29 protein-coding genes are annotated in these 24871 nt (G+C 28.4%); 2 read left to right on the top strand and 27 right to left on the bottom strand.

Annotated features, from left to right (window positions below; genetic code table 11):
• Positions 1-170: 170 nt before the first annotated feature.
• From AAQM_RS03510 to AAQM_RS03455, 12 genes are all read right to left on the bottom strand, one after another.
• Positions 171-746: a superoxide dismutase gene (locus AAQM_RS03510; protein WP_129094818.1), complete on the bottom strand. Its 576-nt coding sequence runs from the start codon at positions 744-746 to the stop codon at positions 171-173.
• Positions 747-874: 128 nt separating this feature from the next.
• The gene (locus AAQM_RS03505; RefSeq protein WP_129094819.1) at positions 875-1795 is read right to left on the bottom strand and encodes a manganese-dependent inorganic pyrophosphatase; all 921 of its coding nucleotides are present in this window, start codon (positions 1793-1795) and stop codon (positions 875-877) included.
• Between the two features lie 71 nt (positions 1796-1866).
• A complete protein-coding gene (locus AAQM_RS03500) occupies positions 1867-2361 on the bottom strand; it encodes an asparaginase domain-containing protein (protein ID WP_129094820.1) in 495 nt (164 codons plus the stop codon).
• Entirely contained in the window at positions 2358-3773 is a 1416-nt protein-coding gene (aspA, locus tag AAQM_RS03495) for an aspartate ammonia-lyase (RefSeq protein WP_129094821.1), read from the bottom strand. The genes AAQM_RS03500 and aspA overlap by 4 nt, the downstream gene beginning before the upstream one ends.
• A gap of 66 nt (positions 3774-3839) precedes the next feature.
• Positions 3840-4520: a response regulator transcription factor gene (locus tag AAQM_RS03490; protein WP_129094822.1), complete on the bottom strand. Its 681-nt coding sequence runs from the start codon at positions 4518-4520 to the stop codon at positions 3840-3842.
• Positions 4521-4523: 3 nt separating this feature from the next.
• Positions 4524-5648 (bottom strand): sensor histidine kinase, encoded by a 1125-nt coding sequence (locus AAQM_RS03485; RefSeq protein WP_171920647.1) that lies wholly within the window; start codon positions 5646-5648, stop codon positions 4524-4526.
• Between the two features lie 68 nt (positions 5649-5716).
• Entirely contained in the window at positions 5717-7159 is a 1443-nt protein-coding gene (locus AAQM_RS03480; protein ID WP_129094824.1) for an alanine/glycine:cation symporter family protein, read from the bottom strand.
• Between the two features lie 124 nt (positions 7160-7283).
• Complete coding sequence (locus AAQM_RS03475) at positions 7284-7979, bottom strand: 5'-methylthioadenosine/adenosylhomocysteine nucleosidase (RefSeq protein ID WP_129094825.1); 696 nt, start codon at positions 7977-7979, stop codon at positions 7284-7286.
• Positions 7972-8901, bottom strand: coding sequence for an ACP S-malonyltransferase (fabD, locus tag AAQM_RS03470; protein ID WP_129094826.1), 930 nt, complete (start codon positions 8899-8901; stop codon positions 7972-7974). Before fabD ends, AAQM_RS03475 begins: the two co-directional genes overlap by 8 nt.
• 140 nt (positions 8902-9041) lie before the next feature.
• Positions 9042-9638 carry an FKBP-type peptidyl-prolyl cis-trans isomerase gene (locus AAQM_RS03465; protein ID WP_228254506.1) on the bottom strand — a complete coding sequence of 199 codons (597 nt, stop codon included), beginning with the start codon at positions 9636-9638 and terminating at the stop codon, positions 9042-9044.
• A 20-nt stretch (positions 9639-9658) separates the two neighbouring features.
• Complete coding sequence (locus AAQM_RS03460; protein ID WP_129094828.1) at positions 9659-10627, bottom strand: tetratricopeptide repeat protein; 969 nt, start codon at positions 10625-10627, stop codon at positions 9659-9661.
• A gap of 5 nt (positions 10628-10632) precedes the next feature.
• Entirely contained in the window at positions 10633-11172 is a 540-nt protein-coding gene (locus AAQM_RS03455; protein WP_129094829.1) for an OmpA family protein, read from the bottom strand.
• Positions 11173-11331: 159 nt separating this feature from the next.
• Here AAQM_RS03455 and AAQM_RS03450 point away from each other — a divergent pair, with 159 nt between their 5' ends.
• The gene (locus tag AAQM_RS03450) at positions 11332-11847 is read left to right on the top strand and encodes a ferritin-like domain-containing protein (protein ID WP_129094830.1); all 516 of its coding nucleotides are present in this window, start codon (positions 11332-11334) and stop codon (positions 11845-11847) included.
• Positions 11848-11883: 36 nt separating this feature from the next.
• Here the strand turns inward: AAQM_RS03450 and tolB are convergent, their stop codons facing one another.
• The 14 genes from tolB to AAQM_RS03380 form a co-directional block, all read right to left on the bottom strand.
• A complete protein-coding gene (gene tolB / locus AAQM_RS03445) occupies positions 11884-13152 on the bottom strand; it encodes a Tol-Pal system protein TolB (RefSeq protein ID WP_129094831.1) in 1269 nt (422 codons plus the stop codon).
• 5 nt (positions 13153-13157) lie between these two features.
• Positions 13158-13883: a TonB C-terminal domain-containing protein gene (locus AAQM_RS03440; protein WP_129094832.1), complete on the bottom strand. Its 726-nt coding sequence runs from the start codon at positions 13881-13883 to the stop codon at positions 13158-13160.
• Positions 13884-13886: 3 nt separating this feature from the next.
• Entirely contained in the window at positions 13887-14276 is a 390-nt protein-coding gene (locus AAQM_RS03435) for a biopolymer transporter ExbD (protein WP_129094833.1), read from the bottom strand.
• A gap of 4 nt (positions 14277-14280) precedes the next feature.
• The gene (locus AAQM_RS03430; protein ID WP_129094834.1) at positions 14281-14841 is read right to left on the bottom strand and encodes a MotA/TolQ/ExbB proton channel family protein; all 561 of its coding nucleotides are present in this window, start codon (positions 14839-14841) and stop codon (positions 14281-14283) included.
• Between the two features lie 6 nt (positions 14842-14847).
• Entirely contained in the window at positions 14848-15228 is a 381-nt protein-coding gene (gene atpC, locus AAQM_RS03425; protein ID WP_128986592.1) for an ATP synthase F1 subunit epsilon, read from the bottom strand.
• 24 nt (positions 15229-15252) lie between these two features.
• Complete coding sequence (gene atpD / locus AAQM_RS03420; RefSeq protein WP_129094835.1) at positions 15253-16647, bottom strand: F0F1 ATP synthase subunit beta; 1395 nt, start codon at positions 16645-16647, stop codon at positions 15253-15255.
• 21 nt (positions 16648-16668) lie between these two features.
• A complete protein-coding gene (atpG, locus tag AAQM_RS03415; protein ID WP_129094836.1) occupies positions 16669-17553 on the bottom strand; it encodes an ATP synthase F1 subunit gamma in 885 nt (294 codons plus the stop codon).
• A 10-nt stretch (positions 17554-17563) separates the two neighbouring features.
• Entirely contained in the window at positions 17564-19081 is a 1518-nt protein-coding gene (gene atpA / locus AAQM_RS03410) for a F0F1 ATP synthase subunit alpha (protein WP_129094837.1), read from the bottom strand.
• Positions 19082-19102: 21 nt separating this feature from the next.
• Positions 19103-19633 carry a F0F1 ATP synthase subunit delta gene (locus AAQM_RS03405; RefSeq protein ID WP_129094838.1) on the bottom strand — a complete coding sequence of 177 codons (531 nt, stop codon included), beginning with the start codon at positions 19631-19633 and terminating at the stop codon, positions 19103-19105.
• The gene (locus AAQM_RS03400; protein WP_129094839.1) at positions 19633-20148 is read right to left on the bottom strand and encodes a F0F1 ATP synthase subunit B; all 516 of its coding nucleotides are present in this window, start codon (positions 20146-20148) and stop codon (positions 19633-19635) included. Before AAQM_RS03400 ends, AAQM_RS03405 begins: the two co-directional genes overlap by 1 nt.
• Positions 20149-20161: 13 nt before the next feature.
• Positions 20162-20584, bottom strand: a complete 423-nt coding sequence (locus AAQM_RS03395; protein ID WP_129094840.1) for a F0F1 ATP synthase subunit B family protein — start codon at positions 20582-20584, stop codon at positions 20162-20164.
• 113 nt (positions 20585-20697) lie between these two features.
• Positions 20698-21555, bottom strand: a complete 858-nt coding sequence (locus AAQM_RS03390) for a ParB/RepB/Spo0J family partition protein (protein ID WP_129094841.1) — start codon at positions 21553-21555, stop codon at positions 20698-20700.
• Positions 21556-21575: 20 nt separating this feature from the next.
• Positions 21576-22352 carry a ParA family protein gene (locus AAQM_RS03385; protein ID WP_128986584.1) on the bottom strand — a complete coding sequence of 259 codons (777 nt, stop codon included), beginning with the start codon at positions 22350-22352 and terminating at the stop codon, positions 21576-21578.
• Positions 22349-22984 carry a biotin--[acetyl-CoA-carboxylase] ligase gene (locus AAQM_RS03380; protein WP_129094842.1) on the bottom strand — a complete coding sequence of 212 codons (636 nt, stop codon included), beginning with the start codon at positions 22982-22984 and terminating at the stop codon, positions 22349-22351. Before AAQM_RS03380 ends, AAQM_RS03385 begins: the two co-directional genes overlap by 4 nt.
• 65 nt (positions 22985-23049) lie before the next feature.
• Between AAQM_RS03380 and AAQM_RS03375 the strand changes: the two genes are divergently transcribed.
• Positions 23050-23943 (top strand): AEC family transporter, encoded by an 894-nt coding sequence (locus tag AAQM_RS03375; RefSeq protein WP_129094843.1) that lies wholly within the window; start codon positions 23050-23052, stop codon positions 23941-23943.
• 7 nt (positions 23944-23950) lie between these two features.
• Here AAQM_RS03375 and fmt read toward each other — a convergent pair whose 3' ends face one another.
• On the bottom strand, positions 23951-24871 hold the full coding sequence (gene fmt / locus AAQM_RS03370) for a methionyl-tRNA formyltransferase (protein WP_129094844.1): 921 nt from the start codon (positions 24869-24871) through the stop codon (positions 23951-23953).

The raw sequence follows: 24871 nt of genomic DNA, 5'->3' as shown, positions 1-24871 counted from the left end.
TGTAACGAAGAAATAATAAATGTTTATTTTTTTATTGCAGTGATTATAAGTTTTTCGTGTAAATCTATCTTTATACAATCTTCGATATCTTCTAGATATCCTAATTTTATGAAGTTTAGTTTTTGACTTTTAAAGATATCTGAAAAAAGTATGGAAAATCCATACTTTTTTTATCCTAGGTTTTTAGCTACAAAATCCCAATTTACAAGTTTCCAAAAGTTTTCTAAAAACTTAGGTCTTGCATTTCTTACATCTATATAATAAGCATGTTCCCACACATCACATACTAAAATTGGTTTTAGATTGTCTGTTATTGGAGTTTGTGCATTTGATGTTGTTACAATTTTTAAATCCTGATTTTCATCTTGAACTAACCAAGCCCAACCTGAACCAAAATGTCCAACAGCTTTTGCTGTAAACTCTTCTTTAAATTTCTCAACCGAACCAAAAGTTTTTGTTAAAGATGCTTCAACAATTGCAGGAATTTCACCTTGAGTTGGAGTTAATCCATTCCAAAAAAAGTCGTGATTATAAACTTGTGCAGAGTTATTAAAAATTCCACCATCTGATTCTAAAATGATTTCAAATAGAGATAAATCCTCAAATTTTGTTCCAACAATTAAATTATTTAAATTATTTACATAAGTTTGGTGATGTTTTCCATAATGAAACTCTAAAGTCTCTTTTGACATAAGTGGCTCTAATGCGTCCATAAAATAAGGTAAAGTCATTAATTCATGTTTCATTTTATATCCTTTTAAAAAAAAATTTCATTAATTCTAGGATACTACTTTTTTTATTTTGTTTGACTTAGTAAAAAATAATATTTGAAAAAATATACAAAGCCTAAGAGGCTTTGTATTTACAGTAAGATTTAAGCGAATGCAGGTTCTAAGAAAGGAATAATTTGTTTTTTTCTTGATAAACAACCATCTAACCAAACTTTTCCATCTACAAGTTTACAGTTAAATGCTTTTTCAAAAATAGATGCATCAACAGAAGATACTAAAACTTCACTTCCCTCTTTCATAATATCTGTTAAAATCAAACAAGTAGTATGTAAGTTATTTTCAATTCTTAGTTTTTCTAAGTCAGCTTGTAACTCATCTTTTACACTATCAAAAATAGCTAAATCAATAACTTCAAGTTGTCCAATACCTACTTTTGTTCCATGCATATCAAATGGCTTATAATCTCTTAAAATTAAATCCCTAACAGGAACACCTTCAACTGCTGATTTAACTTTGAACATTTCCATTCCTAATGCTCCAAAATCTTCTACACCAGCAATTTGAGCTAATTCCCTAACAGTTTTAATATCAACTTCTGTACAAGTTGGCGATTTAAAGATTACAGTATCTGATAAAATAGCACATAACATAATTCCAGCTATATTCGCAGGAATTTCAACTTTATGATAATCATACATTTCTTTTACAATCGTGTTTGTACAACCAACAGGTCTAATCCAACACTCTAAAGGAGTTGAAGTTGTAATATCACCTAATTTATGATGATCAACAATACCTACAACTGTAGCTTTATCTAAATCAGCAGGAGCTTGACCTCTATCTGAATAATCAGTTATAAATAATTCACAACCAGCAAATTCTGTTTTAAGTTCTGGTGCTTCAAAACCAAATCTATCTAAAATAAATTGTGTCTCTGGGCTTACAGGACCTTGTCTTGCTGGAATTGCTTCTCGACCAATTTTATTTAATAAATATGCTAATGAAATCGCTGAACAGATTGAGTCTGAATCAGGAGTTGTGTGACCACATGTGTAAATTGCCATATAAAATCCTAATAATATTAATTTTGGGCATTTTATCTAAAAAGATGTTATGTTACTTTTAAATAAAAAAATTAATTTGAAACTAAAAATTGACCTATTTCTCTATTTTTTGAAAGTTTTTCATGATTTATCACACAACCATGCATAGAGATATAAACTCCATTTTCTATTTGTGCATTCAAAAATCCTATTGCTTGAGCAAAATTCAAAGTTGCTTCGACTTTTTTTATACTCATAGGCACCATTGCACCTGTTAATACTATTTTTTTATTTAATTTTTTATCATCTAAAAACCTTGAAGTTATATCAACAGTATCTGTTCCATGAACTATAATAATATTTTCATTTGAACTATCTTTTATAGTTTCATATAAAAACTCTCTATCTTCATTTGTGATTTCTAAACTATCTTTTGAAATTATATTTTTAATTTCAAAATCAATATTAAAACAACTTTCTATTATCTCATCTAAAGCAATATTATCTTTAGGAACTTCTAACTCTCCTTTTAAAGGATTATATCTTTTATTAAAAGTCCCACCTGTATTTATAACTGTTATCTTCACTGAATAATTCCTTTGTCATAATTGTGAACCATATTTTTTGGTTGTAACAATTCATCAAGTTCCTCTTTTGTAAATAACTCTTGTTCTAATATGATGTCATAAACTCTTTTATTTGTTTTCAATGCTTCTTTTGCAATTGCTGAACTTTTTTCATAACCTAAAATTGGATTTAAACAAGTTACAAGTGTTACAGAATTTAAAATATTATTCATACAAACCTCTTCATTTGCAGTGATTCCTTTTACGCACTTTTCACCCAAAGAGTAAAATGCTCTTCTCATGATGTTTATTGAAGTAAAAAGTTTATAAGCAATCAAAGGTTCAAATACATTTAACTGAAGTTGTCCATGTTCACTTGCTATTGAAATTGTAGTATCAGCACCAATCACTTCAAAGGCTACTTGATTTACAACTTCTGGAATAACTGGATTTACTTTTCCAGGCATTATAGAACTTCCAGGTTGAAGTGCTGGAAGATTTATTTCATTAAATCCAGCCCTTGGTCCTGAACTTAACAATCTTAAATCATTACAAATTTTTGAGATTTTAATTGCAACTCGTTTTAAAATTCCAGAAATATGTACAAATGCTCCTGTATCTTGAGTCGCTTCTATTAAATCTCCAGCACTTACATAATCAATTCCTGTAACTTCTCTTAAGTTTGAGATTACTTTTCTTTGATATGCTGATTTTGTATTAATCCCCGTACCAATTGCAGTTGCACCTAAATTTACCTCTTTTAAAAGTGCTTGACAATCTCTTAATCTAAAAATATCTTCATCTATCATTACTGCAAAAGTTTTAAACTCTTGTCCTAAAGTCATAGGAACAGCATCTTGAAGCTGTGTTCTTCCCATTTTTAGAATATCTTTAAACTCTATAGCTTTTTCTTCAAAACAATCCCTTAAAAATCTCAAACTATCTTTTAATCGATAAATCAATTCATGTAAAGTTAATTTTATAGCTGTAGGATAAACATCATTTGTTGATTGACTCATATTAATATGATTATTTGGATGAATAATGTCATAAGAACTTTTTGGTTTTCCAAGAATTTCTAAAGCACGATTTGCTATTACTTCATTTGCATTCATATTAGTCGAAGTTCCAGCTCCCCCTTGAATAGGGTCAACTATAAATTGGTCTCTAAATTTTCCATCAATTATTTCATTACAAGCTTGAATTATTGCATCTTTTTGAATATCAGTTAAATCGCCTAATTCATAGTTAGTTAAAGCACAAGCTTTTTTAACTTTTGCAAGGGATTTTATAAAATTTGGAAATAAAGATAAACTAGTTTTTGTAATATCAAAATTCTCTTTTGCTCTTAATGTTTGAATTCCATAATACTTACTTGTTTCAATCTCTTTTTCACCTAAAAAATCTTTTTCAATTCTATATTGCTTTTCCATAGAAATCCTTATGATTAATAAATTTTAAAATGTTAATAAATAAAAGTATCTAAAAAGTGTCTTTTATTATTTTTGTAAAGTATACCCTTCTTGAGGTATGTTTTTGATTACATTAATAGGCAATTTGCTTCTTAATTCTTTTATAAATGATTTTAGTGCATGGGTTGTCATCTCTTTATCATTCCAAAGTTCAAATTCTATCTCTTCATACTTTAAAATGGCACCTTTCTTTTCATAGAGTAAATATAAAAAATCCTTTTCTCTTTTTCTCAAAGGTATAATTTCACTGTTTTTATAAATCAATTCTCTTTTTTGTAAATCTAAAAATAATTCATCAGCTAAAACTATTGGTTTCGAAGATTTTAAAAGATATTTTTCCAAAGCTTGAGATAATTTTTTTAGATTTAAAGGTTTTAAAATATAATGATTGACATTTAAATTTATTAAATCCATTAAATACTCTTCTGTTGAATAAGCTGTAAGCATAATAATCATTGTTTCAAAATCATTTTCTCTTATTTTTTTTACTAATTCAACACCATTTCCATTTCTCATTTCAATATCTGTTATTATAATTTTAGGTTTATAATATTCATATAACTCAAATCCTTCCATTCCATCACTTGCTTCATAAACATCTTTGAAATAATACTTTAAAGTATTAACAATAGTTTGTCTAATTCCAAACTCATCTTCTACACACAAAATAGAGATATTTTTTAACTCTTCAATTAATTCTAGCTTCATTTTTTATCCTGCTATAACGATTTTAAAAACTGCACCCTCTTCATCATTATAAACACTCAATTCTCCTCCCATATTTCGCTCAATTATTAATTTAGAAATATAAAGTCCAAGACCTGTTCCTTTTGATGAATCTTTAGTACTATAATAAGGGTCAAAAATCAGTTCTAAATTTTTTTCCCCTATTCCACCTGCATTATCTTTTATAGTTATTATTGATAATACGCCTTTTGATTCAATATTTAATCCTATTTTTGGATTTTTAATATTTTTCTCAACTAACACATCTTTTGCGTTACTGATAATATTTAATATAACTTGTGCAAATTCAGTTGGATAACCATAAATACTTTTATCTTCTTTTATATTCAAAGATAATTCTATTCCTAAGTTTTCTAAAGTTGCATCTATAATATTTATTGCTTTTTTACATGCATTTGAAACTAAAAAATCTTCTTTTTTCTTATCTGGTTTATAAAAATTTCTAAAATCATCTATTGTATTTGACATAAATTCTATCATTTTATCACTTTTTTCAATAGCATTTAAAATATATTTTTCATCAACTTTTTTAAATCTTGTAGTAGTCTCAAGTTCCATTAAAATTCCAGATAATTGACTAAGTGGTTGTTTCCATTGATGTGCAATCATACTAATCATAGAACCAATTCTTGCAAGTTTTGCTTGTTCTAGAATTTTTCTATCTTTTTGTTTTGCTTCTTCTATTCCTTGTTTTACTTTTATAAAAAGATTTTCATTTAAAGCTTTTAATTCATTTTCTCTATATTCAACTTGTTTTTTATATTTTTTAATAACATCTTTTATAATAGAAATCATTAAAAAAGTAAAAAGTACCATAAATACAATCACAACAAGAGTAAGTGCAAACATAAAATCTTTAAATAAATCATCTTGCTCAGTTTTTATTTCTATTTTTTTCTCAATAAAAGTATTTAGTTGTTCTTCATTTTTATTTGCTTCTTGATAAATTTTTTTTGCTTCTATAATATCTTTTTGAAAAGACTCTTCTGAAAGTTTTAAATAATAAGAAGTTGCCATAAAAGAGACAAATATTATAGTAAAAAAAGGGATAATAATTGTAAAAAATGGAATTCCTTCTTTATTAAACATATAAACCTCTTATAATAATCTTAAGCTTATATAATGTCAAAATAGTGCTTAAAGAGTAAGAATAATTCTTACTCTTTAGTTTTTTTATCATTGATATTATCAACAATCTCTTTCCATGTTTCTTTATCAATATTAAATTCTGTATAGTCGTTATATCTTAAAACAGGTGTTTTCCCCTCTTTTAGTTGTCTTTCATAACCTTTGATTAATTGTAATACTGGTTTGTACAAAATTGTAATTACTATTAAATTTATAATTGCTAATAATCCCATAGATAAATCAGCAAATGCAAAAATAGAACGTAAATCTTGGAATGAACCCCAAATAACAAGTAAAATACAAAGAATTCTAAAAATATTAAAAGCTGTTACGTTTCCTTTAGTAAAAAAATTCAAACTATTTTCAGCTAAATAATAATTATAAATCATTGAAGAAAAGCCAAATAAAAATAAAGCAACTGTAACAAAATATCCGCCGAATGAACCAATATGCTCAATTAAGGCATTTTGAGTTAATAAAATTCCTTGAACACCCTCAACACCTGGAGTATAAACTCCTGATAAAAGAATAATAAATGCTGTACAAGAACATAAAATTATTGTATCAATAAATACTGAAAAAGATTGTACTATTCCTTGTTGAACAGGATGTGCTACATAAGCAACAGCTGCAACATTTGGTGCACTTCCAAGTCCTGCTTCATTTGAAAACATTCCCCTTTTTGCACCTTGAATAATAACAGCACCAATTCCACCACCAATTGCAGAACTTGGATTAAATGCTTCAGTTATAATCATCATAATCAAACCTGGAATTTCATCTATATTTAAAACAATAACAACCAAAGCTATAAGTAAATATCCCAATGCCATAATAGGTACAATAACTTCAGACATTTTAGCAATTCTTTTTATTCCACCAAAAATAGTAATTCCAAAAACAATTGTTATAATAGTTCCACTAATCCAAGTTGGTAAATTGAATGAAGCTTCAAAAGAAGTTGAAATAATAAAAGATTGTGTTGCATTAAATGCAAATCCAAAAGTAATCAAAAGTAATACAGAAATTACAATACCAAGCCATTTTTGTTTTAAGGCTTTTGTAGCATAATAAGCAGGTCCACCTCTATACACACATGAGTCAATCCCATCTTTTTCTTTATAAAGTTGTGCTAATGAACACTCAAAAAAACTTGTAGCCATTCCCACAAGAGCAATTATCCACATCCAAAAAACAGCTCCTGCTCCTCCAAGTGTAATAGCAACAGCAACACCAGCAATATTTCCACCACCCACACGACCAGCAACACTAAGCATTAAAGCTTGAAATGAACTAACATGTCCTTGTTTATCATGCACACTTTCTCTTAAAATATTAAACATTCTAAAAAAATATCTAAATTGCACAAATCTAGAACTAACTGTAAAAAATATTCCAAGAATTGGAAGTAAATAAATCAAAATATTTCCCCAAATCAAGTCGTTTAGAAATGTATTAATCTCTGCAAACATCTTGTCTCCTTATATATATATGAAAACTTTAACATCTACAAGAGTTATAAAAGTGGGTTTTTAATGAGAAAAAATATACAATAAAAATAAAATTGAAATATATTTCAATTTTATTTTCAATAAGTTATTTAATAAGTTCTTTTACAATTTTAATTAAATAATCAGCAGAATTTTTAGCGCTTGATTTTAAAAATTCATCAAAATCAAACCCTGCATCCATATCAGCAGTATCAGAGATAGCTCTTAATATAAAAAATGGAACATTTAAAGCATCACAAACAACAGCAACACTTGCACCTTCCATCTCTAAAGCATCTGCTTTAAAAGTAGATTGAATAAAATCTTTTCTTTCAGTTGAATGAACAAACTGATCACCAGTTGCAATTGTTCCAACAATTACTTTAAGATTATTTTCATTTGCAACTTTAATTGCTATTTCTCTTAAGCTTTTTGTAGTTTCAACAAAAACTTTTCCACCTGGAACATATCCATTTGGATGACCAAATGCTGTAATATCTAAATCATGTTGGCATAATTTATCTGCAATAATTAAATCACCAATTTTAAGTTCAGGATTTATTCCACCTGCAACTCCCGAAAATAAAAGTGTATCACAACCAAATTTTTCTATCATTGTTGCAGCTGTTAAACTTGCAAATACTTTTCCGATTTTTGAATAAGCAATTACAATTTCTAAACCATTATATTTTACTTCATAATATTTATTATCTGCAAATTCAACTACATTGATATTTTCAAAATGAGCTAAAAGAGGTTCGATTTCCTCTTCCATAGCTCCCATAATTGCTAATTTAATCATTTAATTCACCTAAAACAGCTTCTAATGTTTTCATATCAGAAACATTCAGAGTTGGTTTTTCTGTGATTTTTTTATTTAAACCTTTTAAAACTATTCCATTTCCAAATTCTATAAATAAATCAACTTTATCTTCACAAGCCTTAATTGATTGTTTATATTTAACAGGACTTGTGAGTTGAGCAGCTAATAAATCAACAGCTTCCTCTTTTGTTCTATAAGCTTCTGTACTAACATTTGAAATTACAGGTAAAAATTCATCTTTTAAGAATTCTTGTAAATATGGTTTTAAATTTTCAACTGCACTTTTTAATAATTCACAATGAGAAGCAACTGACATATCTAAAACAATAGCTCTTTTAGCACCTGCACCTTTAAATACATCAACTAAAGATTCTAAATCTGCTTTAATACCTGCAAGAACAAGTTGTCCATCCATATTGTAATTTGCTGGCCATACTTTTTTACCAAGTTCTCTTTGTTCAGCACACACTTTTTCAACAGTTGCATCATCTATTCCAACTAGTGCCATCATACCAGCATTTCCACCAGCACAAGCCTCAGTCATAAACAAACCTCTTTTATGAACTAATTCTATAGCATCTAAATAATCAATTGCACCAGCAGCAACAAGAGCTGAAAACTCACCTAAAGAGTGACCTAAAACAAATTCTGGCTCAATATTACATTTATTTTTGAAGATTGCATTTGCAATTGAACTAACTAATAAAATTGCAGGCTGTGTAAACTCTGTTTTTCCTATATTATCATTTTCTTCAAATAATAGTTTTTGAAAATCTATACCTAATCTATCACTTGCTTTTGAAATCATATCTTTAGCTATATCACTATTTTCAAAAAAATCCTTACCCATTCCTATAGTTTGACTACCTTGACCAGGGAATATAAAAGCAACTTTTTTCATTTTAAATACCTCTTTATATTTATAAATTAATTTCTCTAAAACTATTTTTTAAAGTTAAAACAATAACTCTAAAAAATAGTTTTGCCCAAATGTAAAAATACACTTGGGCAAAATTTATACTTTTTAAAATAAAAAAAGTCTTAGTGACAACCACATCCACCATGAGATTGAGTTTTTTCAGTTCCACAAGAACCACCACCGTGTGAGTGTCCATGATCTTCAGTACCACAACCACCATGAGAGTGACCTCCGCCACCACAACATCCGCCACCCATAGCAGCCATACCACCAACAACACCTGTTTGAATCTCTTCTTCAGTTGCATCTCTTAAAGATAAAATTGAAACTGTAAACATTAAAGTTCTTCCAGCCATTGGATGATTATAATCTATTGTAACTTCTGCATCATTAAATGATTTAACTACAACTTGAACTGTTTCACCATGTTCACCTGTACCATATAAAGACATACCCTCAACTAATTCAATACCTGCAAATTGCTCTTTTGGTAATGTTTGAACAGCTTCTTCATTATATTCACCATAAGCATCAACAGGTTGAACTAAAACATCAGCTTCTTCATTTGCTGACATTTCAACTAATTTAGATTCTAAACCTGGAATTATTTGTCCTTTTCCAGAAACGAATTCTAAAGGTGCCTGTCCAACATTTGAGTCTAATTGTTCACCAGTTTTTGCATCTTTTAATGTATATTCAATACCAATTACTTTTGACATGATTTTCCTTATTTAAATAATTATTTTAATTTTGATAAATTTTGTTTAGCTACTTTAGCTTCACTTGAATTTGGATAAAGATCTATTAAAGTACTATAAAAACTTTTTGCATTACCTTTATCTTTTGTGTTCTCAAACGAAATAGCACTATGCAATAATAATGTTGGCATGTAAGCTGCTTTGTCATGTAACATAGCAGATTTTTTATAATGACTTATTGCAAGATCATATTTTTTTCTTACATACCACATCTGTCCTAGATAAAAGTTACTTTCTGCTGGCTTATAGTTAACTTCAACTAATTTTTCATATTTAGGAATAGCACTATTAAAATTTTTTGCATCATAATCTTTTTTAGCATCTGACATCAATTTCGCTTTATCCTCTGATGTCAAGTTCTTTTTAAGCTCTTCAGTAGCAGATGAAGATTTAGTTTCATTTGTTTTTGTTGGGGTTACTTGTGCTGTTTTTAACCCCATAGACTTTTTTAAAGCCTCAAATTCCTCTCTTGTAATAAATTGTTGCATATTTTTTTCAAGTTCAGTGGAAGATACGTATTCTGTATTAATCTTATTTACAAGAGAAGTTAGTTTTGTTAAGGCTGTTTTTAAACTATTCAAATTATTTGAAATTTCTGAATCTAATTGTTCTGAATTTCCCGATGCATTGTTAGAAGCTAGATCTGAAGATGTGTCCATTTTTTGGATCAATTCATCAACTTTTTTTGAAGTTGAATTTATTTTTGCAGAATCGCCTTCATATGTAGATTCTAAGCCTTCTAATCTTCTATTAATAGCTTTAACTAAGCTATCTATTTCACCTAATTGAGATGATAGATTACTTATGCTTGACTGATTTTTTAATATATGCTTTTCTGATGAACTAAGTCCATAAGAATTTGAATTTAAACTACCAGCATCATAAACCGAAACCTCTTCGGCTACGGTTAATGATGATACTATTAATAAAGATAGAAGATACTTATTCATCAGAATTATTTACTTAATTCGTGTTCAACTCTTCTGTTTTTCGCCCAACAATCTTTTGTTTTTTCAGTACAAACAGGATTGCTTTCACCTAAAGATACTAAAGAAATGTTAGCTGTAACACCATTAGAAACTAAAACTTCTTTTACAGAATTAGCTCTTTTTAATCCTAATGCATAGTTATACTCATCAGTTCCCCACTCATCAGTGTTACCAAAAACTTTTACAGTTGTATCAGAATTTAAAGCTGATAATTTAGAAGCATTATTAGTTGCTTTTTCTCTATTATCAGAAGTTAAATCATATTTATCAAATCCAAAGTATACGTGCTCAACTAAAACTTTTTGACCATTAATCATATACCAGTTACCATTTCCAGCTTTTTCTAATGCAGAGAAGCTTCCATCAACTAAACTTGAATCAGTTGTAGTAGCTACTTCAGCTTGAGAAGCACCATTATCAACTTCCATGTCAACATTTTTTTCACTACAACCAGTAGTAAATAACAAACCTGCAACTAGTACAGAATAAATACCTAATTTTTTCATACTTTTTTCCTTGAAATAAAATTTCCTGAAATAATATTAAATGTAAGCTTAATTATTGTTTATATTTTATAAATAAAATAAGTTGTAAAAATTCTTTATTATTATTTATTAAGATTATCTCTTGTAAGATAAATTTAATCACAAAATAAAGGATAAAAAATGGCAAGAGTTGGAAATTCAATTATAAAAGGTATAGAAATAAACGACATTATTGATCTTTTAAACAAAGCTTATGCTGATGAATGGTTAGCTTATTATCAATATTTTATCGAAAGCAAAGTTGTAAAAGGGATAATGAAGGATGCAGCAATTGTAGAGTTAAATCAACATGCTACTGATGAATTAAGACATGCAAATATGATTGCAGATAGAATTCTTCAATTAGGTGGAACTCCTATCTTACATCCTAATGATTGGATGAAATATACAAACTGTGGTTATGATGCTCCTACTAATTTTGATGTAGTTGCAATTTTAAAAGATGCAATAAAAGGGGAACAGTGTGCGATTAACACTTATTCAGAAATAGTAGAAATTACAAGAAATAAAGATATTGTTACTTATGATATAGTAAGTCAAATATTAGCTGATGAAGTTGAACATGAAGAAGATTTACAAACACTTCATGATGATATTACAGAATTTATAAGTGATTTAAAGAAAAATATAAATTAAGAAATAGATGCATATTAAATATATGCATCTATAAAATTACCAATCAATAGATTGGATTCTTCCGCCTGTTAAAGGGAAGGTAAACGATTTATTATAGTTTAATCTAATAATTCCTATTGAACTGTTTCCTTCAGTTTTTATATATAATAAAGTTTCTCCATCCGTTGAGAATTTTGGAAATTGATTGATTCCACTTGAAGTTAATCTTTTTAAGCTATCTGTTTTTGTTGAAATCAAATATAAGTTAAAATTTTTCCCTCCAAACTCATTTTGTGCATCCTTACTACTAAATACTATATTACTTTCGTGAGAAGTAACTGAAGAGTTGTTATTACTATGATATACTAATCTCTCTACAGCTGTAGAATTAATACCTTGGGCAAAAATATTTGGACTACCTAATCTATCTGATACAAATACAATTCTTGAATCTCCATCAATAAAATGTCCACCTACATCAATTCCACTATACTTTGTAATTTGTGTTTTTTTCTTACTTCTAGTTTCATATAAAAAAATATCAGGTTGACCAGTAGGAGATGCTGTAACTAAAAGTTTAGTTCCATCAGCATTTACATCAGAACAAGCTAACATTCCATCTGATTCCATTATAATTTCTTTACTTCTATTATAAATATTTAATTTAACTAAAGTAGGTTTTTTATAATTATATGATGTGTAATAAATTGTTTTTTGTTCTTTATCTGCCCATTTTGGGAAAATATTTAAACCACCTGTTACAACTGTTTTCTTATAAGTTAAAGTATAATCACCTATCATAATATCTGCTTTACCTGGACCTTTGTATGTTGAAAAGACAACAAATTTTTCCATCCATGCAATACTAGGAGCTTTAAAAAAATCATTAATAGAAATAGCAGCTTTATGTGCTAAAAATATAAATCTTTCTTCTTGAGTAGTTGTAAAATTTTTTTCTAAAACTAAAGCTCTTGCATTTACATCATATAATTTTGTCATTAAAGTATAATTACCATTAGACTCTTTTTTAGCAGATAAATTTAAGAATAAATTTACCCCTTGATTAGATAAAGTTAAAATATCTGGAATAGAATCATACGGAGCTTGACTAGTAATAGTAGCCATATCAAAATGTCCACTTACTTCAAAATCATCAACAATACCTTTTTTTATTTTATTCAAGGTTTCCACTTCTGCTGTGTCATTTGCAACAGAAACTAAAATTTTAGGTAAAGCATTAGCTTTTTTAACAATCTCTAAATTTGCATCAACTTCTGCAAAAACTGTGCTAAACAATAATGAAATTAGCAAAAATATTTTAAACATAATTCTTATCCTTCTGATTTAAAATCAACATTAATTCTTACTGCTTTTCCTTTTGTTGGCTTAGGATAAGCAGTATTTTTTTGTTCATCTAAAAAAATCTTTAAAGAAGAATCAAAAGTTTCATCTCCAGATTTTTTTACGAAACTATAATCAAATTTACCATTTAAGTCAATTTTTACTAAAACTACTGCTTTAAGTCCTGTGCCAACTGGTATCCAAGCTGATAACAAATCACTAACTAAAGTAAAATATTCATCACTTTCTTGACCTTTTGCTGCATTTTTGTTATTAGTATTAGTTGCAGTTTTTTCATCTTCTAATAATCTATCTATTTTTATATTAGATGATTTTTTCTCTTTTTCAAATTTTGACTTGAATCGTTTTGGATCTATAGATTTTTCAACATTATTAACTTCTTCTTTTGCAACAGTTTTCGCTGTTTCTTTTACATTAGCAAATAAAGATTTTAAATCTGGTCTCTTTTCATTAGAAGCAGAAGTTGACTTTTCTTTAACTTCTTCTTTTTCTATTATTTTATCTACTTTTCTTTCAACCATTTTCTTTTCTGCTTTTTCTACAATCATATCAAGTTCAATTGCAGTTGAAGCAGGAGTAATATTTATTGTATTTGGAACTGGACTCATAATATAAAAAAGAACCAAAAAACACATAAAAAAATATATAGAAAAAGCTATTAAGCCTGAAATTAAGAATGAAGAATTGTTTTTCATTTATTATCCATCTGTTACTAAAGCTACTTTAAAAAACCCAGCTTCTTTAACCGATTTTAATACAAAAATAATATCATCATATTGTAAAGTTTTATCTGCTCTTATGTATATTGGAGTATTTTGATCTTTTCCACTTGAAAACTGTAAAAAACTGTCTGGAAAATTCTTTATTTCTACTTTATTTTTATTTAATGTAACTACTCTTTCTTTCGTAATAATAATATCAATTTTTTGAACATTTTGAGTTTGTTGAGATCTACTTCCTGTTGGAAGATTTATAGTTTCTTCGAACTCAACAACAGGTGCCGTAACCATTAATATAGCTAATAAAACTAGCATAATATCAACTAAAGGTGTAATATTTAAATCTGGTTTATCATTAAAATCATACACTAGATTAACCTTTAGCTATAATAATTTCTGATTGTGCCTTAAGAAAAACATTTAATTCATAAACTTTTCTTGAGAGTATTTGATGGAATGTATAAGCAAAAATTGCTACTAAAATACCCGCTGCAGTTGCAACCAAGGCTTCACTAATTGCCGGTGCAATTACTGTAAAAGAAACTTTTGTTTCATTTGCAAATTTTGCAAATGCTTCTAATATACCAACAACTGTACCAAAAAGACCCACAAAAGGAGAAGTTGATGCAATAATTGCCATCCACGAAATACCAGAACTTGCATCTTTAATTATATTAATTTCACATGCATGTAATAACTCTTTTGAATTAGAATTATTTGAACACTTATTAAGTGCTGATAATGGTGAAAATTTACTCTCTCTAGAAGTTAAAGCCTCTAGTGCTTTTCTTTCATTATTGATAAGTATTTTTAGCGCACTGTTTCTATAAAAGAATATCCAAAATGTAACTATTAAGTAAATTGACAAGTGTGCTAAAACTATATAAGTTATAGCACTACTATTTGCCAAATAATTTAGTAATGTAGTAATCATAAGCTTTTATGCAAATGAATTAATTCTTGCTTCAACTGCTGCAACAGAAATATTAGAATCTTTTACAGAATTAACTAATGCTTTCGCTGCTTCAATATTTTTAGCAATTTCAGAATCTTTACCAGCTGTTAATGCAATAGCTCCATCTGCTAATACATCCACTGATTTTTCGTCTACTTTTACATGTCCCCAGTTAATAGCAACTGCTTCAGTAGAGTTTGCTTTTTCAATAACAATCACACCAACTGTTAATGAAGAAACTAAAGATGAATGCCCTGGTAGAACACCGAACTCTCCCTCTTTTCCAGGAAGAGTTACAGTCTTAACATCATCGTTAAAAATTTCTCCATTAGGTGTAACTATTGATAATCTAATTGTTGTATCCATAATTATGCCTTAAATGGTTTTTTGTTATTTCATTTTCTCAGCTTTTGCTAGAACTTCGTCGATTCCACCAACCATATAAAATGCCATTTCAGGAATGTTGTCATATTTACCATCTAAAATTCCTTGGAATCCAGCAATAGTATCTTTTAATTCAACATATTTACCTGGGCTTCCTGTAAATACTTCAGCAACGAAGAATGGTTGAGATAAAAATCTTTCGATTTTTCTAGCTCTTGCAACAACAAGTTTATCAGACTCTGATAATTCATCCATACCAAGAATTGCAATAATATCTTGTAAATCTTTGTATTTTTGTAATACAGATTGAACACCTCTTGCTGTATTATAATGTTCTTGTCCGATTATATCAGCACTTAAAATTCTTGAAGTAGAATCTAGTGGATCAACCGCTGGATAAATACCTTTTTCAGCAATTTTTCTGTTAAGAACTGTTGTAGCATCTAAGTGCGCAAATACAGAAGCTGGAGCTGGATCTGTTAAGTCATCCGCTGGTACGTAAACAGCTTGAACAGAAGTAATAGAACCTTTTGATGTTGAAGTAATTCTTTCTTGTAATTTACCCATTTCTGAAGCAAGTGTTGGTTGGTATCCAACAGCCGAAGGAATTCTTCCTAAAAGTGCTGACATTTCAGAACCAGATTGTGCAAATCTAAAGATATTATCAACGAACATTAAAACGTCAAGACCTTTTTCATCTCTGAAGTACTCAGCCATTGTAAGACCTGTTAATGCAATTCTATTTCTTGCACCTGGTGGTTCACTCATTTGACCATAGCACAGTGCAACTTTATCAAGAACGTTTGAGTCTTTCATCTCATGGTAAAGGTCATTTCCTTCTCTTGTTCTCTCACCAACACCAGCAAATACAGAGTATCCAGAGTGTTTAAATGCAACATTATGGATTAATTCCATAATAATAACTGTTTTTCCTACTCCAGCACCACCAAATAGTCCAACTTTTCCACCTTTTGAATATGGTGCTAAAAGATCAACAACTTTGATACCTGTTTCAAACATTTCAGTTTTTGTTGATTGCTCTTCAAATGAAGGTGCAGATCTATGAATTGACCATCTTTCTACATCAGCAGGAATTGCATCACCTTCATCAACTGGATCACCAATAACATTGAAGATTCTTCCAAGTACAGCTTCACCAACTGGAACTTTAATAGGTCCACCTGTAGCATTACACTCTTGACCTCTAGTTAAACCTTCTGTCATATCCATAGCAATAGTTCTAACTCTACTATCACCAATATGCGCAGCAACTTCTAATACTAATCTGTCTTTATTAGCATCAGCTAATACTACATTAATAGCTTCATTAATTTCTGGTAAGTATCCGTCGAACTCTACGTCAACAACAGGACCCATTACCTGAATAATTTTACCTTTCATACGGGCAGCTCCTTTATTAAATTATTTTAATGCTTCAACACCACTGATAATTTCTATCAGCTCTGTTGTAATTGCAGCTTGTCTAGCTTTATTATATTCTACTGTTAAACTATTAACTTTTTCTTTTGCATTTTTAGTTGCAGCTTCCATTGCTTGCATTCTAGCACTATGTTCTGCAGCTAAAGAGTCAATTAAAGCATAATACATATTGAAATCAATATATTTATCTGTTAATTCATTTAAAACTTCTTCATCATCATCTGGTTCAATATCTAACATAGATGAAGTATCTTTAACTTCAACTGTTTCTAAACTTATTGGTAATAATTCTCTAACTCTGATTTCTTGAGTTAACATATTTAAAAACCCATTATAAACAACTATTACTTTATCAGTAACTTCATTTCTAAAATCTTCAACCGCAGAATGAATAAAATCAGCAGCTCTATCATAATCAGGTGCAGATGATAAATCAATAGCTTTTTGTTCTAATGTAAGACCTTGGAAAGAGAAAAAATCAACACCTTTTCTTCCCGCTGCTCTTAATCTAACTTTTGTACCTTTTGCTTCATATTCAGAAATTAATTTACTAACAGTTTTAATTGTTGCCATATTAAAACCACCGCAAAGTCCTTTATCAGCAGTTACAAAAACAATATCAACTGTTTTTGGATTGTCATTTTGAATAAATGCTCTACCAATATTTCCTTCATCTTGAACTTTGCTAACTCTAGCAGCAATATCAGAAAGTACATCATTAATCTTAATTGCATAACTTCTAGATTGCTCAGACAATTGTCTAGTTCTAGTTAATTTTGCAGAAGATACAAGCTTCATAGCTTTTGTAGTTTTCTGAGTATTTTTAACACTACCTATTTTTAATTTTATCTCTTTTAAGTTAGCCATTGACTAATCCTTAGTTTGCACTAAATACAGTTTTAAACTCTTCTAATGCAGCTTTTAATTCTGCTTCTGTATTATCATCAATTTTTTGAGAAGATTTAATTGCTTCTAAAATATTAGAATATTTTTGCTCAAAGAACGCGTGTAATTCAGCTTCAAATCTAACAACATCTTTAACTGCAACATCATTTAAGTAACCTTTTGTTCCCGCATAAATAATTACAATTTGTTTTTCAATAACTAATGGCTTATTAACACCTTGCTTTAATACTTCAACCATTCTTTGTCCAAGCTCTAATTCTCTTCTTGTAGCTTCGTCTAAGTCTGATGCAAATTGTGCAAATGCTTCAAGTTCTCTATATTGTGCAAGTGATAATTTTAAAGTTCCAGCAACTTGTTTTGTAGCTTTAATTTGTGCAGCTCCACCAACTCTTGATACTGATAAACCAACATTAATTGCAGGTCTAATACCTGAGTTAAATAAGTTAGTTTCTAAGAAAATTTGACCATCAGTAATAGAAATTACGTTTGTTGGAATATATGCAGCAACATCTCCAGCTTGAGTTTCGATAATTGGTAATGCAGTCATAGACCCAGCACCTTTTTCATCACTCATTTTTGCAGCTCTTTCTAATAATCTTGAATGTAGATAGAATACATCCCCTGGGTATGCTTCTCTTCCTGGAGGTCTTCTTAAGATTAATGACATTTCTCTGTATGCAACTGCATGTTTTGATAAATCATCATAAATAATTAATGCATGTTTTCCATTATCTCTAAAGTACTCACCAATTGTAACACCTGTATATGGCGCTAAAAATTGTAATGCAGATGAATCAGAAGCTGATGCATTAACAACAATTGTATAATCCATAGCGCCAGACTCTTCTAATGTTCTAACAACAGAAGCAACAGAAGATGATTTTTGACCAATTGCAACATAAATACAAATTACATTTTCACCTTTTTGGTTAAGAATTGTATCAATAGCAACTGTAGTTTTACCAGTTTGTCTATCTCCAATAATAAGTTCTCTTTGTCCTCTTCCAATTGGAACAAGTGCGTCGATTGCTTTAATACCAGTTTGTAATGGTTCATGTACAGATTTTCTTGACATAATTCCAGGAGCTTTTTCTTCAACAAATCTTGATTCTGTTGATGCAATAACACCTTTACCATCAATTGGTTCACCAAGTGCATTTACAACTCTTCCAATCATTGCTTCACCAACTGGCGTTTCTAAAAGTTTTCCTAATCTTCTACAAGATGTTCCTTCTCTAAGACCTTCACCTTTACCAAGAACAACTATACCTACAGAAGATTCTTCTAAGTTTGATGCAAGACCTCTCTCACCATTTTCAAACTCAACTAATTCTCCAGCCATTACATTTTTTAGACCATAAACTTGAGCAATACCATCTGCATAAGAGATAATCTTACCTGTTTCGTTTACATCTACATTTAATTCAAAGTTATCAATTCTTTCTTTAATTATAGAACTGATTTCATCAGCTTGAATTTTTGCACCCATTCAATTTCTCCTTTATAAGTTCTAAACTGCTTTTAAAATATGATCAATTAACTGTGATTTTAATCTATCTTTAGAAAAAGATATTTCAATACCAAGTCCATCAATATCTACTTTAATTCCATCATATTCACAAACTGATTGTGATAATGACAATTTAACATCAAATTTTTTACTAAATTGTTCTTCTATTGAAGATACATAATCATTTGACAATTCTTGATTTGTATAAACAACACCAACATAACTATTATTCATTTTTGCTATTTGAGTATTTAATTCTTTAGCTATAAATGGCAATAAATCCAATCTTCTTTTTTCACCAAGTAATTTTATAAAATTACTTAAAGCACCATCAATTACATCAACTAAAGAATTAACTAAATTCACTTTAGAATCAGAAGAAATTTCTGGTGAAGAGATTATAGAATTAAACTTTTCATCAGCAAAAGCTGAAGAAATTTCATTTAGCTTATTACTAATAGTATTTATAGTTGAACTATCTCTACCATCAATTAAAGCTTTTACATATCTTTTTGCTACTAAATCTTTCATTATGCTACCTTCTTAAGAACAATATTCGCTAACTCACTTTGAGTTAATTTAATATTTTCAGAACTTAATAGCTCTTCAAGAACTTCAGCAACAACTTGCTTTTTAACTTTTGATGTCTGAACTTTCATCATCTCTTCTAAATTTTTATTTAGATTAGCAATATCAACATCAACAGCAGTTGCAACTTTTTGTTTAACCGAATCTACATCAGCTTTCGCACTTTCAACAATTTCAGCAGCTATCTTTTTAGCTTCTTCTAGTTTCTTTTGTGCATCTGCTACTTTATCTTGAGAAGCTTTTAAAGTATCTTGTACTTTATCAAGTTCTGCTTGAATAGATAAAGATCTAGCAGAAAAAAATGCTTTAATTTTATCAGCAAGTAAATACCATAAAATAGCAGCAAATATTATAAAGTTAACGGTTCTTTGAACTATATCATAGTTTGTTTCCGCACCTTCGCTTGCAAATAATGCAACAGGAACTAAAGCTAGCCCAAGTAATAACATTCTTTTCATATTTTCAATCCCTTTAAATTGAGCTAAGCTTAGCTTTTAGGCTCTCATTAAATTGAGGCATAGAAGATACTAAAGAATCTCTTAGAGCTTTAGTCTCATCTTGTAAGTTTCTAGCAAATTCAGCAGATTTTGCTTCTAAATTAGATTTAGCACTTGCAAGTTTTGCGTCAGCACTATCTTTTGCTTCCTTATAAGCTTGTTCTCTAATTACAGCTGCTTCTTTTTTAGCTTTAGAAATGATATCATTTGCTTCAGCTAACAAACCATCTACATCTGCACTATTTGATTTTGCATCTTCTAAATCTTTTTTTATAGAAGCTGCTCTATCATCCATATGCTTTAATAATGGTTTGAAAAGACAACTGTTTAGTCTAGCAACAACTAAAAGAAAGATGATACCAGAGCTAAGCAATAATACAGGACTTATGTCTAACATTCATTCCTCCATATTTTTTACAGTTTAGTTTAACTAAAACTCAAATATTTTAGCGAAATAAACTATAAATTTTTATTAAAAGAAAAAATTAGATTTTATTTTTTTAAATTTTGTTACGATTGTAGATTAAAGTAACTAGTGATTTTATCAATATCTTCTTGTGAATTGAATTCAATCTTAAAGTAGTTTTTTTCAACTTTAACTTTTAAATTACTCTCTTGTAGTTTTCCCATCAAATTTTTTAATGGTGCTATATTATATGATTGTTGATTTTTCTCTTTTTTTGATTTTTCATTAGTTTTTTCTTTTAGTTCTTTAACTAATTTCTCTGTTTCTCTTACTGAAAGTTTTTGTCCAATAATTGAATCAGCAACCATTTTTTGTTCATCATTTGTAAGTCCAATCATAACTTTTGCATGACCTGCACTTATCTTTTCAGTTGCTAAAAGTTGTTGAACATAAGAGTTTAATTGCAATAATCTTAAAGTATTAGTAATAGAAGCTCTACTTTTGAAAACTTTTTTTGATAATTCTTCATGTGTAATATTATGTTCATTGAGTAATTGAGCATAACAATAAGCTAATTCAATAATATTTAAATCATCTCGTTGAATATTTTCAATTAATGCTAGTTCTCTTAATTTAAAATCATCAGCATCAATTATAATTGCTTTAATTTTATCTATTTTTGCAATTTTATGAGCTCTTAATCTTCTTTCACCAGCAACTAATGTAAATTTCCCATCACTATTTTCTACTACAACCACTGGCTGCAATAAACCATGTTCTTTTATAGATTCACTTAATTCTTGTAATTTTTCTTCATCAAATATTTTTCTTGGTTGATTTGGATTAGCTTTTATTGCTGAAACATCTATTTTTCTTATACCTGATTTAGTATTTCCCGTTGAATTCTCATAAGCTGATTCAACTTCTCCTAATAATTCTCCTAATCCTCTACCTAATGCCATAAAAATTTCCTATTAAAAAATTAACCAGCAATTGCTCTTGCTAAATTTGTATAAGCTTTTGTACCACTTGAATTTGTATCATAAAGCATAATTGGTTTACCAAAACTTGGACTTTCTGCTAATTTAACATTTCTTGGAATAACAACATATGAATTTTCATCAATTTTGAATAATTTATTTTCAAAATGTTGAGCTAAATCTGCAAAAACCTGTTTTGAAAGATTATTTTGCGCACTATACATTGTAGGTAAAAAACCTCTTATTTGTAAAGATTGATTTATTGTTTGTTTTACTAGTTTAATAGTATTTAATAACTGTGCCAAACCTTCTAGAGCAAAAAACTCACATTGAATAGGAATTAATACCGAAGTTGAAGCACTTAAAGTATTTATTGTAATTGGTCCAAGCGCAGGAGGTGAGTCGATTATTATATAATCATAATCTTTTTTAATTGGATCAATTTTTCTTTTTAAAACTAATTCTCTTTCTTTTGTATTTTTATAAAACTCTTTTTCTATTCCTACTAAACCAATATTAGAAGGTGCAACTTTTAAATTCTCTATTTCTGAATCTAAAATAATTTCGCTTAATTCTTTTGTTCCTAACATTACATGATAAATATTGTATTCATAAGTGTCTCTATGAAATCCCAAAGATGTAGTTGCATTTGCTTGTGGATCTGCATCTATTAATAATACTTTTTTACCTTCTAATGCAAGAGCAGCACTTAAGTTTACAGCAGTAGTAGTTTTACCCACTCCACCTTTTTGATTAGCTATTGAAATAATTTCTGTCATCTTAAACTAAATACCTTTTTATTGTTTACTTGTATTGAACCATCTTCATTTAACATCGCATTTTCGAGTGAAACTTTTTGATCGTCTATGGTTGTTTGGAACTTTTTGCTAAGTTGAAATTCTATCTTAAAATCACTAAATATTTGCTTCCATGAAATCTTTTTTTCTATTTCTAAGAAATAACTTTCTAACACACTATCTACTTCTATTTTGATATCTAATTTACCAAACTCTTTTTCCACATCAAGTAAGTTTATACCTATTCCACAATAAACTATATTACCTGATAAATTTGTAATAGTACCTCCTATTTTTTTATCTTCAATATAAAAATCATTAGGCCATTTAATCCATATTTTAGAACCTAGTTGTTTTAAACAATTTTTTAAAATATAAGAAACATAAATTGAAATAGTTTGAATTGGTAAATCATTAGGGAAATAATTTTTAGTGTAAGCAAAAGAAAAAAAAAGATTCCCCTTTTTCCCACTCCAAGAATTACCTCTACTACCAATTCCATTTGTTTGATAATCAGTTAAAATACATATAGGTTCGATAAAACCATTTTTAGAAATATACTCTTTTAAATATGTATGAGTAGAAGTAACTTCATTTAATCTTATAATCTTCATTTTTTGATTATACATAATTAAAATAGAAGATTTTATTAATTATAATCATTTTAAAAAGGTATACAATGATAGAGCCTATTTTGCCAATTGCAATATATTTACTTTTAGGATATTTATTTAAGTTGGCTTTCCAAGATAATTCTAAACAATTGGTAGATTTTGTAATTTATTTTTCTCTTCCTGCTATTGTATTTTCAAAAATTTATCCCTTAACTTTAGATGAAAGAATCGTCGGCTTAATTTTTATGTTTATTTGTTTTATTTTATTTAATCTTTTATTTGCCTATTTTATTGGTAAAGCTATGAAATTGAATAAATTATACCTTGCAACTTTTATGATTATGGCAACTTTCGGAAATACATCATTTATTGGGTTCTCTTATATCGATGCGTTTTATGGACAAGACTTTGTTGTTTATGCATTGATTTATGATATATTTGGTTCTTTTTTATTGTTAGTTTCTATTGGTATGTTTATTATCACGTGGGGAAGTGGTAAAAAAAATAGTTTAAAATCAATTTCAAAATCTATTTTTTTATTTCCTCCTGCAATTATGTTTTTTGTAACTATTTTTATGAAAAATTTTGAAATACCAAATTTTATAATGTTAACATCTGAAACTCTTGGGTCAACACTAGTTCCTCTTGCTATGATTGCAATTGGAATGAAACTTGAAGTAAAACATATTTTTGCAAGATTACATATTGTATCTGTAGCAGTTATTTTAAAGATGCTTATTATTCCTATAATTATTCTTATTGGATTTAAATATTTTTATGGAATTGATCAAACTTGGGTAAAAGTAACTATAATTGAAGTTGCAATGCCACCTATGACAATGGCCACAGTCTTAGCTATAAAAGGTGGATTAGATGAAAAAATTGCAATAAATTCTTTAGTATTAGGTGTTTTAATAAGTTTAGTTACTATACCAATTTTCGTATCATATTTAGCGTAAATTTACGCTAAATTAAAACACTTCCAACTTCTAATCTTTGACCTCGCACATAATCAACTGCATTTATTGCTTTTTTAGATGGAGCTTGTAAAGTTTTGATTTTTAAACTTCCTTTTTTACATCCAATAACTATAAAGTCTTTGTTTATTTCTAAAATTATTCCCAGGTTATTATTTGAATTTTCTTCAATTAACTCTATATCTTTTAATTTTAATTCTGATTCTAAAAAAATACCAGGCCAAAAAGAGTAAGCTTTATACTTTAAATATAATTTTTTTGCATTTAAAAAATTTACTAAACCATCTTCTTTTTTAATTTTTTTACAAAAACTAACATCTGATTCATTTTGTTTTAGAGGTTTTATATTTTCAAAATTATCCAATGTTAAAATGGTAAGTTTTGCAGCAATCTGTGATAATTTTTCAAAAGCTTCTAAAACTTCCATATTATGTGTAATTTTCAAATATTGAAGTGCTAATATATCTCCACTATCAAGCCCTTCTTCCATAAGCATAGAAGTAACACCTGTAAACTTATCATCATTTAAAAGTGATTCTTGGATAGGACTAGCTCCTCTATATTTTGGCAATAAAGAAGCATGAAGATTTATGCAAGGTGCGATATCTAAAATTTCTTTGGGTAAGATTTGACCATAAGCAGCAACAATTATAAAATCAGGTTTCAAATCTTCTATTTGTTTTTTAGCTTCTTCATTATTTTTTAACTTTAATGGTTGATAAATTGGTAAATTAATTTTTTCATCTATACAAAACTGTTTTATATGAGGAGGAGTTAAAATCTGTTTCCTTCCAACTGGTTTATCAGGTTGAGTAAATAATCCTACAACTTCATAATTACTATCTAACAACTCTTTAAAAATAGTTGTTGCATAATCTGGAGTTCCCATAAATAAAATTCTTTTACTCAT

The organism is Arcobacter aquimarinus, from assembly GCF_013177635.1.
Classification (GTDB): Bacteria; Campylobacterota; Campylobacteria; order Campylobacterales; family Arcobacteraceae; genus Aliarcobacter; species Aliarcobacter aquimarinus.
Note: the sequence above shows the minus strand (reverse complement) of the source record. Positions and strands in the feature narration are given on the sequence as shown.

Coding starts and splice junctions, on each gene's coding strand:
- AAQM_RS03510 (WP_129094818.1), bottom strand. CDS start 746: ATGAAACATGAATTAATGACTTTACCTTATTTTATGGACGCATTAGAG.
- AAQM_RS03505 (WP_129094819.1), bottom strand. CDS start 1,795: ATGGCAATTTACACATGTGGTCACACAACTCCTGATTCAGACTCAATC.
- aspA (WP_129094821.1), bottom strand. CDS start 3,773: ATGGAAAAGCAATATAGAATTGAAAAAGATTTTTTAGGTGAAAAAGAG.
- AAQM_RS03490 (WP_129094822.1), bottom strand. CDS start 4,520: ATGAAGCTAGAATTAATTGAAGAGTTAAAAAATATCTCTATTTTGTGT.
- AAQM_RS03485 (WP_171920647.1), bottom strand. CDS start 5,648: ATGTTTAATAAAGAAGGAATTCCATTTTTTACAATTATTATCCCTTTT.
- AAQM_RS03480 (WP_129094824.1), bottom strand. CDS start 7,159: ATGTTTGCAGAGATTAATACATTTCTAAACGACTTGATTTGGGGAAAT.
- AAQM_RS03475 (WP_129094825.1), bottom strand. CDS start 7,979: ATGATTAAATTAGCAATTATGGGAGCTATGGAAGAGGAAATCGAACCT.
- fabD (WP_129094826.1), bottom strand. CDS start 8,901: ATGAAAAAAGTTGCTTTTATATTCCCTGGTCAAGGTAGTCAAACTATA.
- AAQM_RS03465 (WP_228254506.1), bottom strand. CDS start 9,638: ATGTCAAAAGTAATTGGTATTGAATATACATTAAAAGATGCAAAAACT.
- AAQM_RS03460 (WP_129094828.1), bottom strand. CDS start 10,627: ATGAATAAGTATCTTCTATCTTTATTAATAGTATCATCATTAACCGTA.
- AAQM_RS03455 (WP_129094829.1), bottom strand. CDS start 11,172: ATGAAAAAATTAGGTATTTATTCTGTACTAGTTGCAGGTTTGTTATTT.
- AAQM_RS03450 (WP_129094830.1), top strand. CDS start 11,332: ATGGCAAGAGTTGGAAATTCAATTATAAAAGGTATAGAAATAAACGAC.
- tolB (WP_129094831.1), bottom strand. CDS start 13,152: ATGTTTAAAATATTTTTGCTAATTTCATTATTGTTTAGCACAGTTTTT.
- AAQM_RS03440 (WP_129094832.1), bottom strand. CDS start 13,883: ATGAAAAACAATTCTTCATTCTTAATTTCAGGCTTAATAGCTTTTTCT.
- AAQM_RS03430 (WP_129094834.1), bottom strand. CDS start 14,841: ATGATTACTACATTACTAAATTATTTGGCAAATAGTAGTGCTATAACT.
- atpC (WP_128986592.1), bottom strand. CDS start 15,228: ATGGATACAACAATTAGATTATCAATAGTTACACCTAATGGAGAAATT.
- atpD (WP_129094835.1), bottom strand. CDS start 16,647: ATGAAAGGTAAAATTATTCAGGTAATGGGTCCTGTTGTTGACGTAGAG.
- atpG (WP_129094836.1), bottom strand. CDS start 17,553: ATGGCTAACTTAAAAGAGATAAAATTAAAAATAGGTAGTGTTAAAAAT.
- atpA (WP_129094837.1), bottom strand. CDS start 19,081: ATGGGTGCAAAAATTCAAGCTGATGAAATCAGTTCTATAATTAAAGAA.
- AAQM_RS03405 (WP_129094838.1), bottom strand. CDS start 19,633: ATGAAAGATTTAGTAGCAAAAAGATATGTAAAAGCTTTAATTGATGGT.
- AAQM_RS03400 (WP_129094839.1), bottom strand. CDS start 20,148: ATGAAAAGAATGTTATTACTTGGGCTAGCTTTAGTTCCTGTTGCATTA.
- AAQM_RS03395 (WP_129094840.1), bottom strand. CDS start 20,584: ATGTTAGACATAAGTCCTGTATTATTGCTTAGCTCTGGTATCATCTTT.
- AAQM_RS03390 (WP_129094841.1), bottom strand. CDS start 21,555: ATGGCATTAGGTAGAGGATTAGGAGAATTATTAGGAGAAGTTGAATCA.
- AAQM_RS03385 (WP_128986584.1), bottom strand. CDS start 22,352: ATGACAGAAATTATTTCAATAGCTAATCAAAAAGGTGGAGTGGGTAAA.
- AAQM_RS03380 (WP_129094842.1), bottom strand. CDS start 22,984: ATGAAGATTATAAGATTAAATGAAGTTACTTCTACTCATACATATTTA.
- AAQM_RS03375 (WP_129094843.1), top strand. CDS start 23,050: ATGATAGAGCCTATTTTGCCAATTGCAATATATTTACTTTTAGGATAT.
- fmt (WP_129094844.1), bottom strand. CDS start 24,871: ATGAGTAAAAGAATTTTATTTATGGGAACTCCAGATTATGCAACAACT.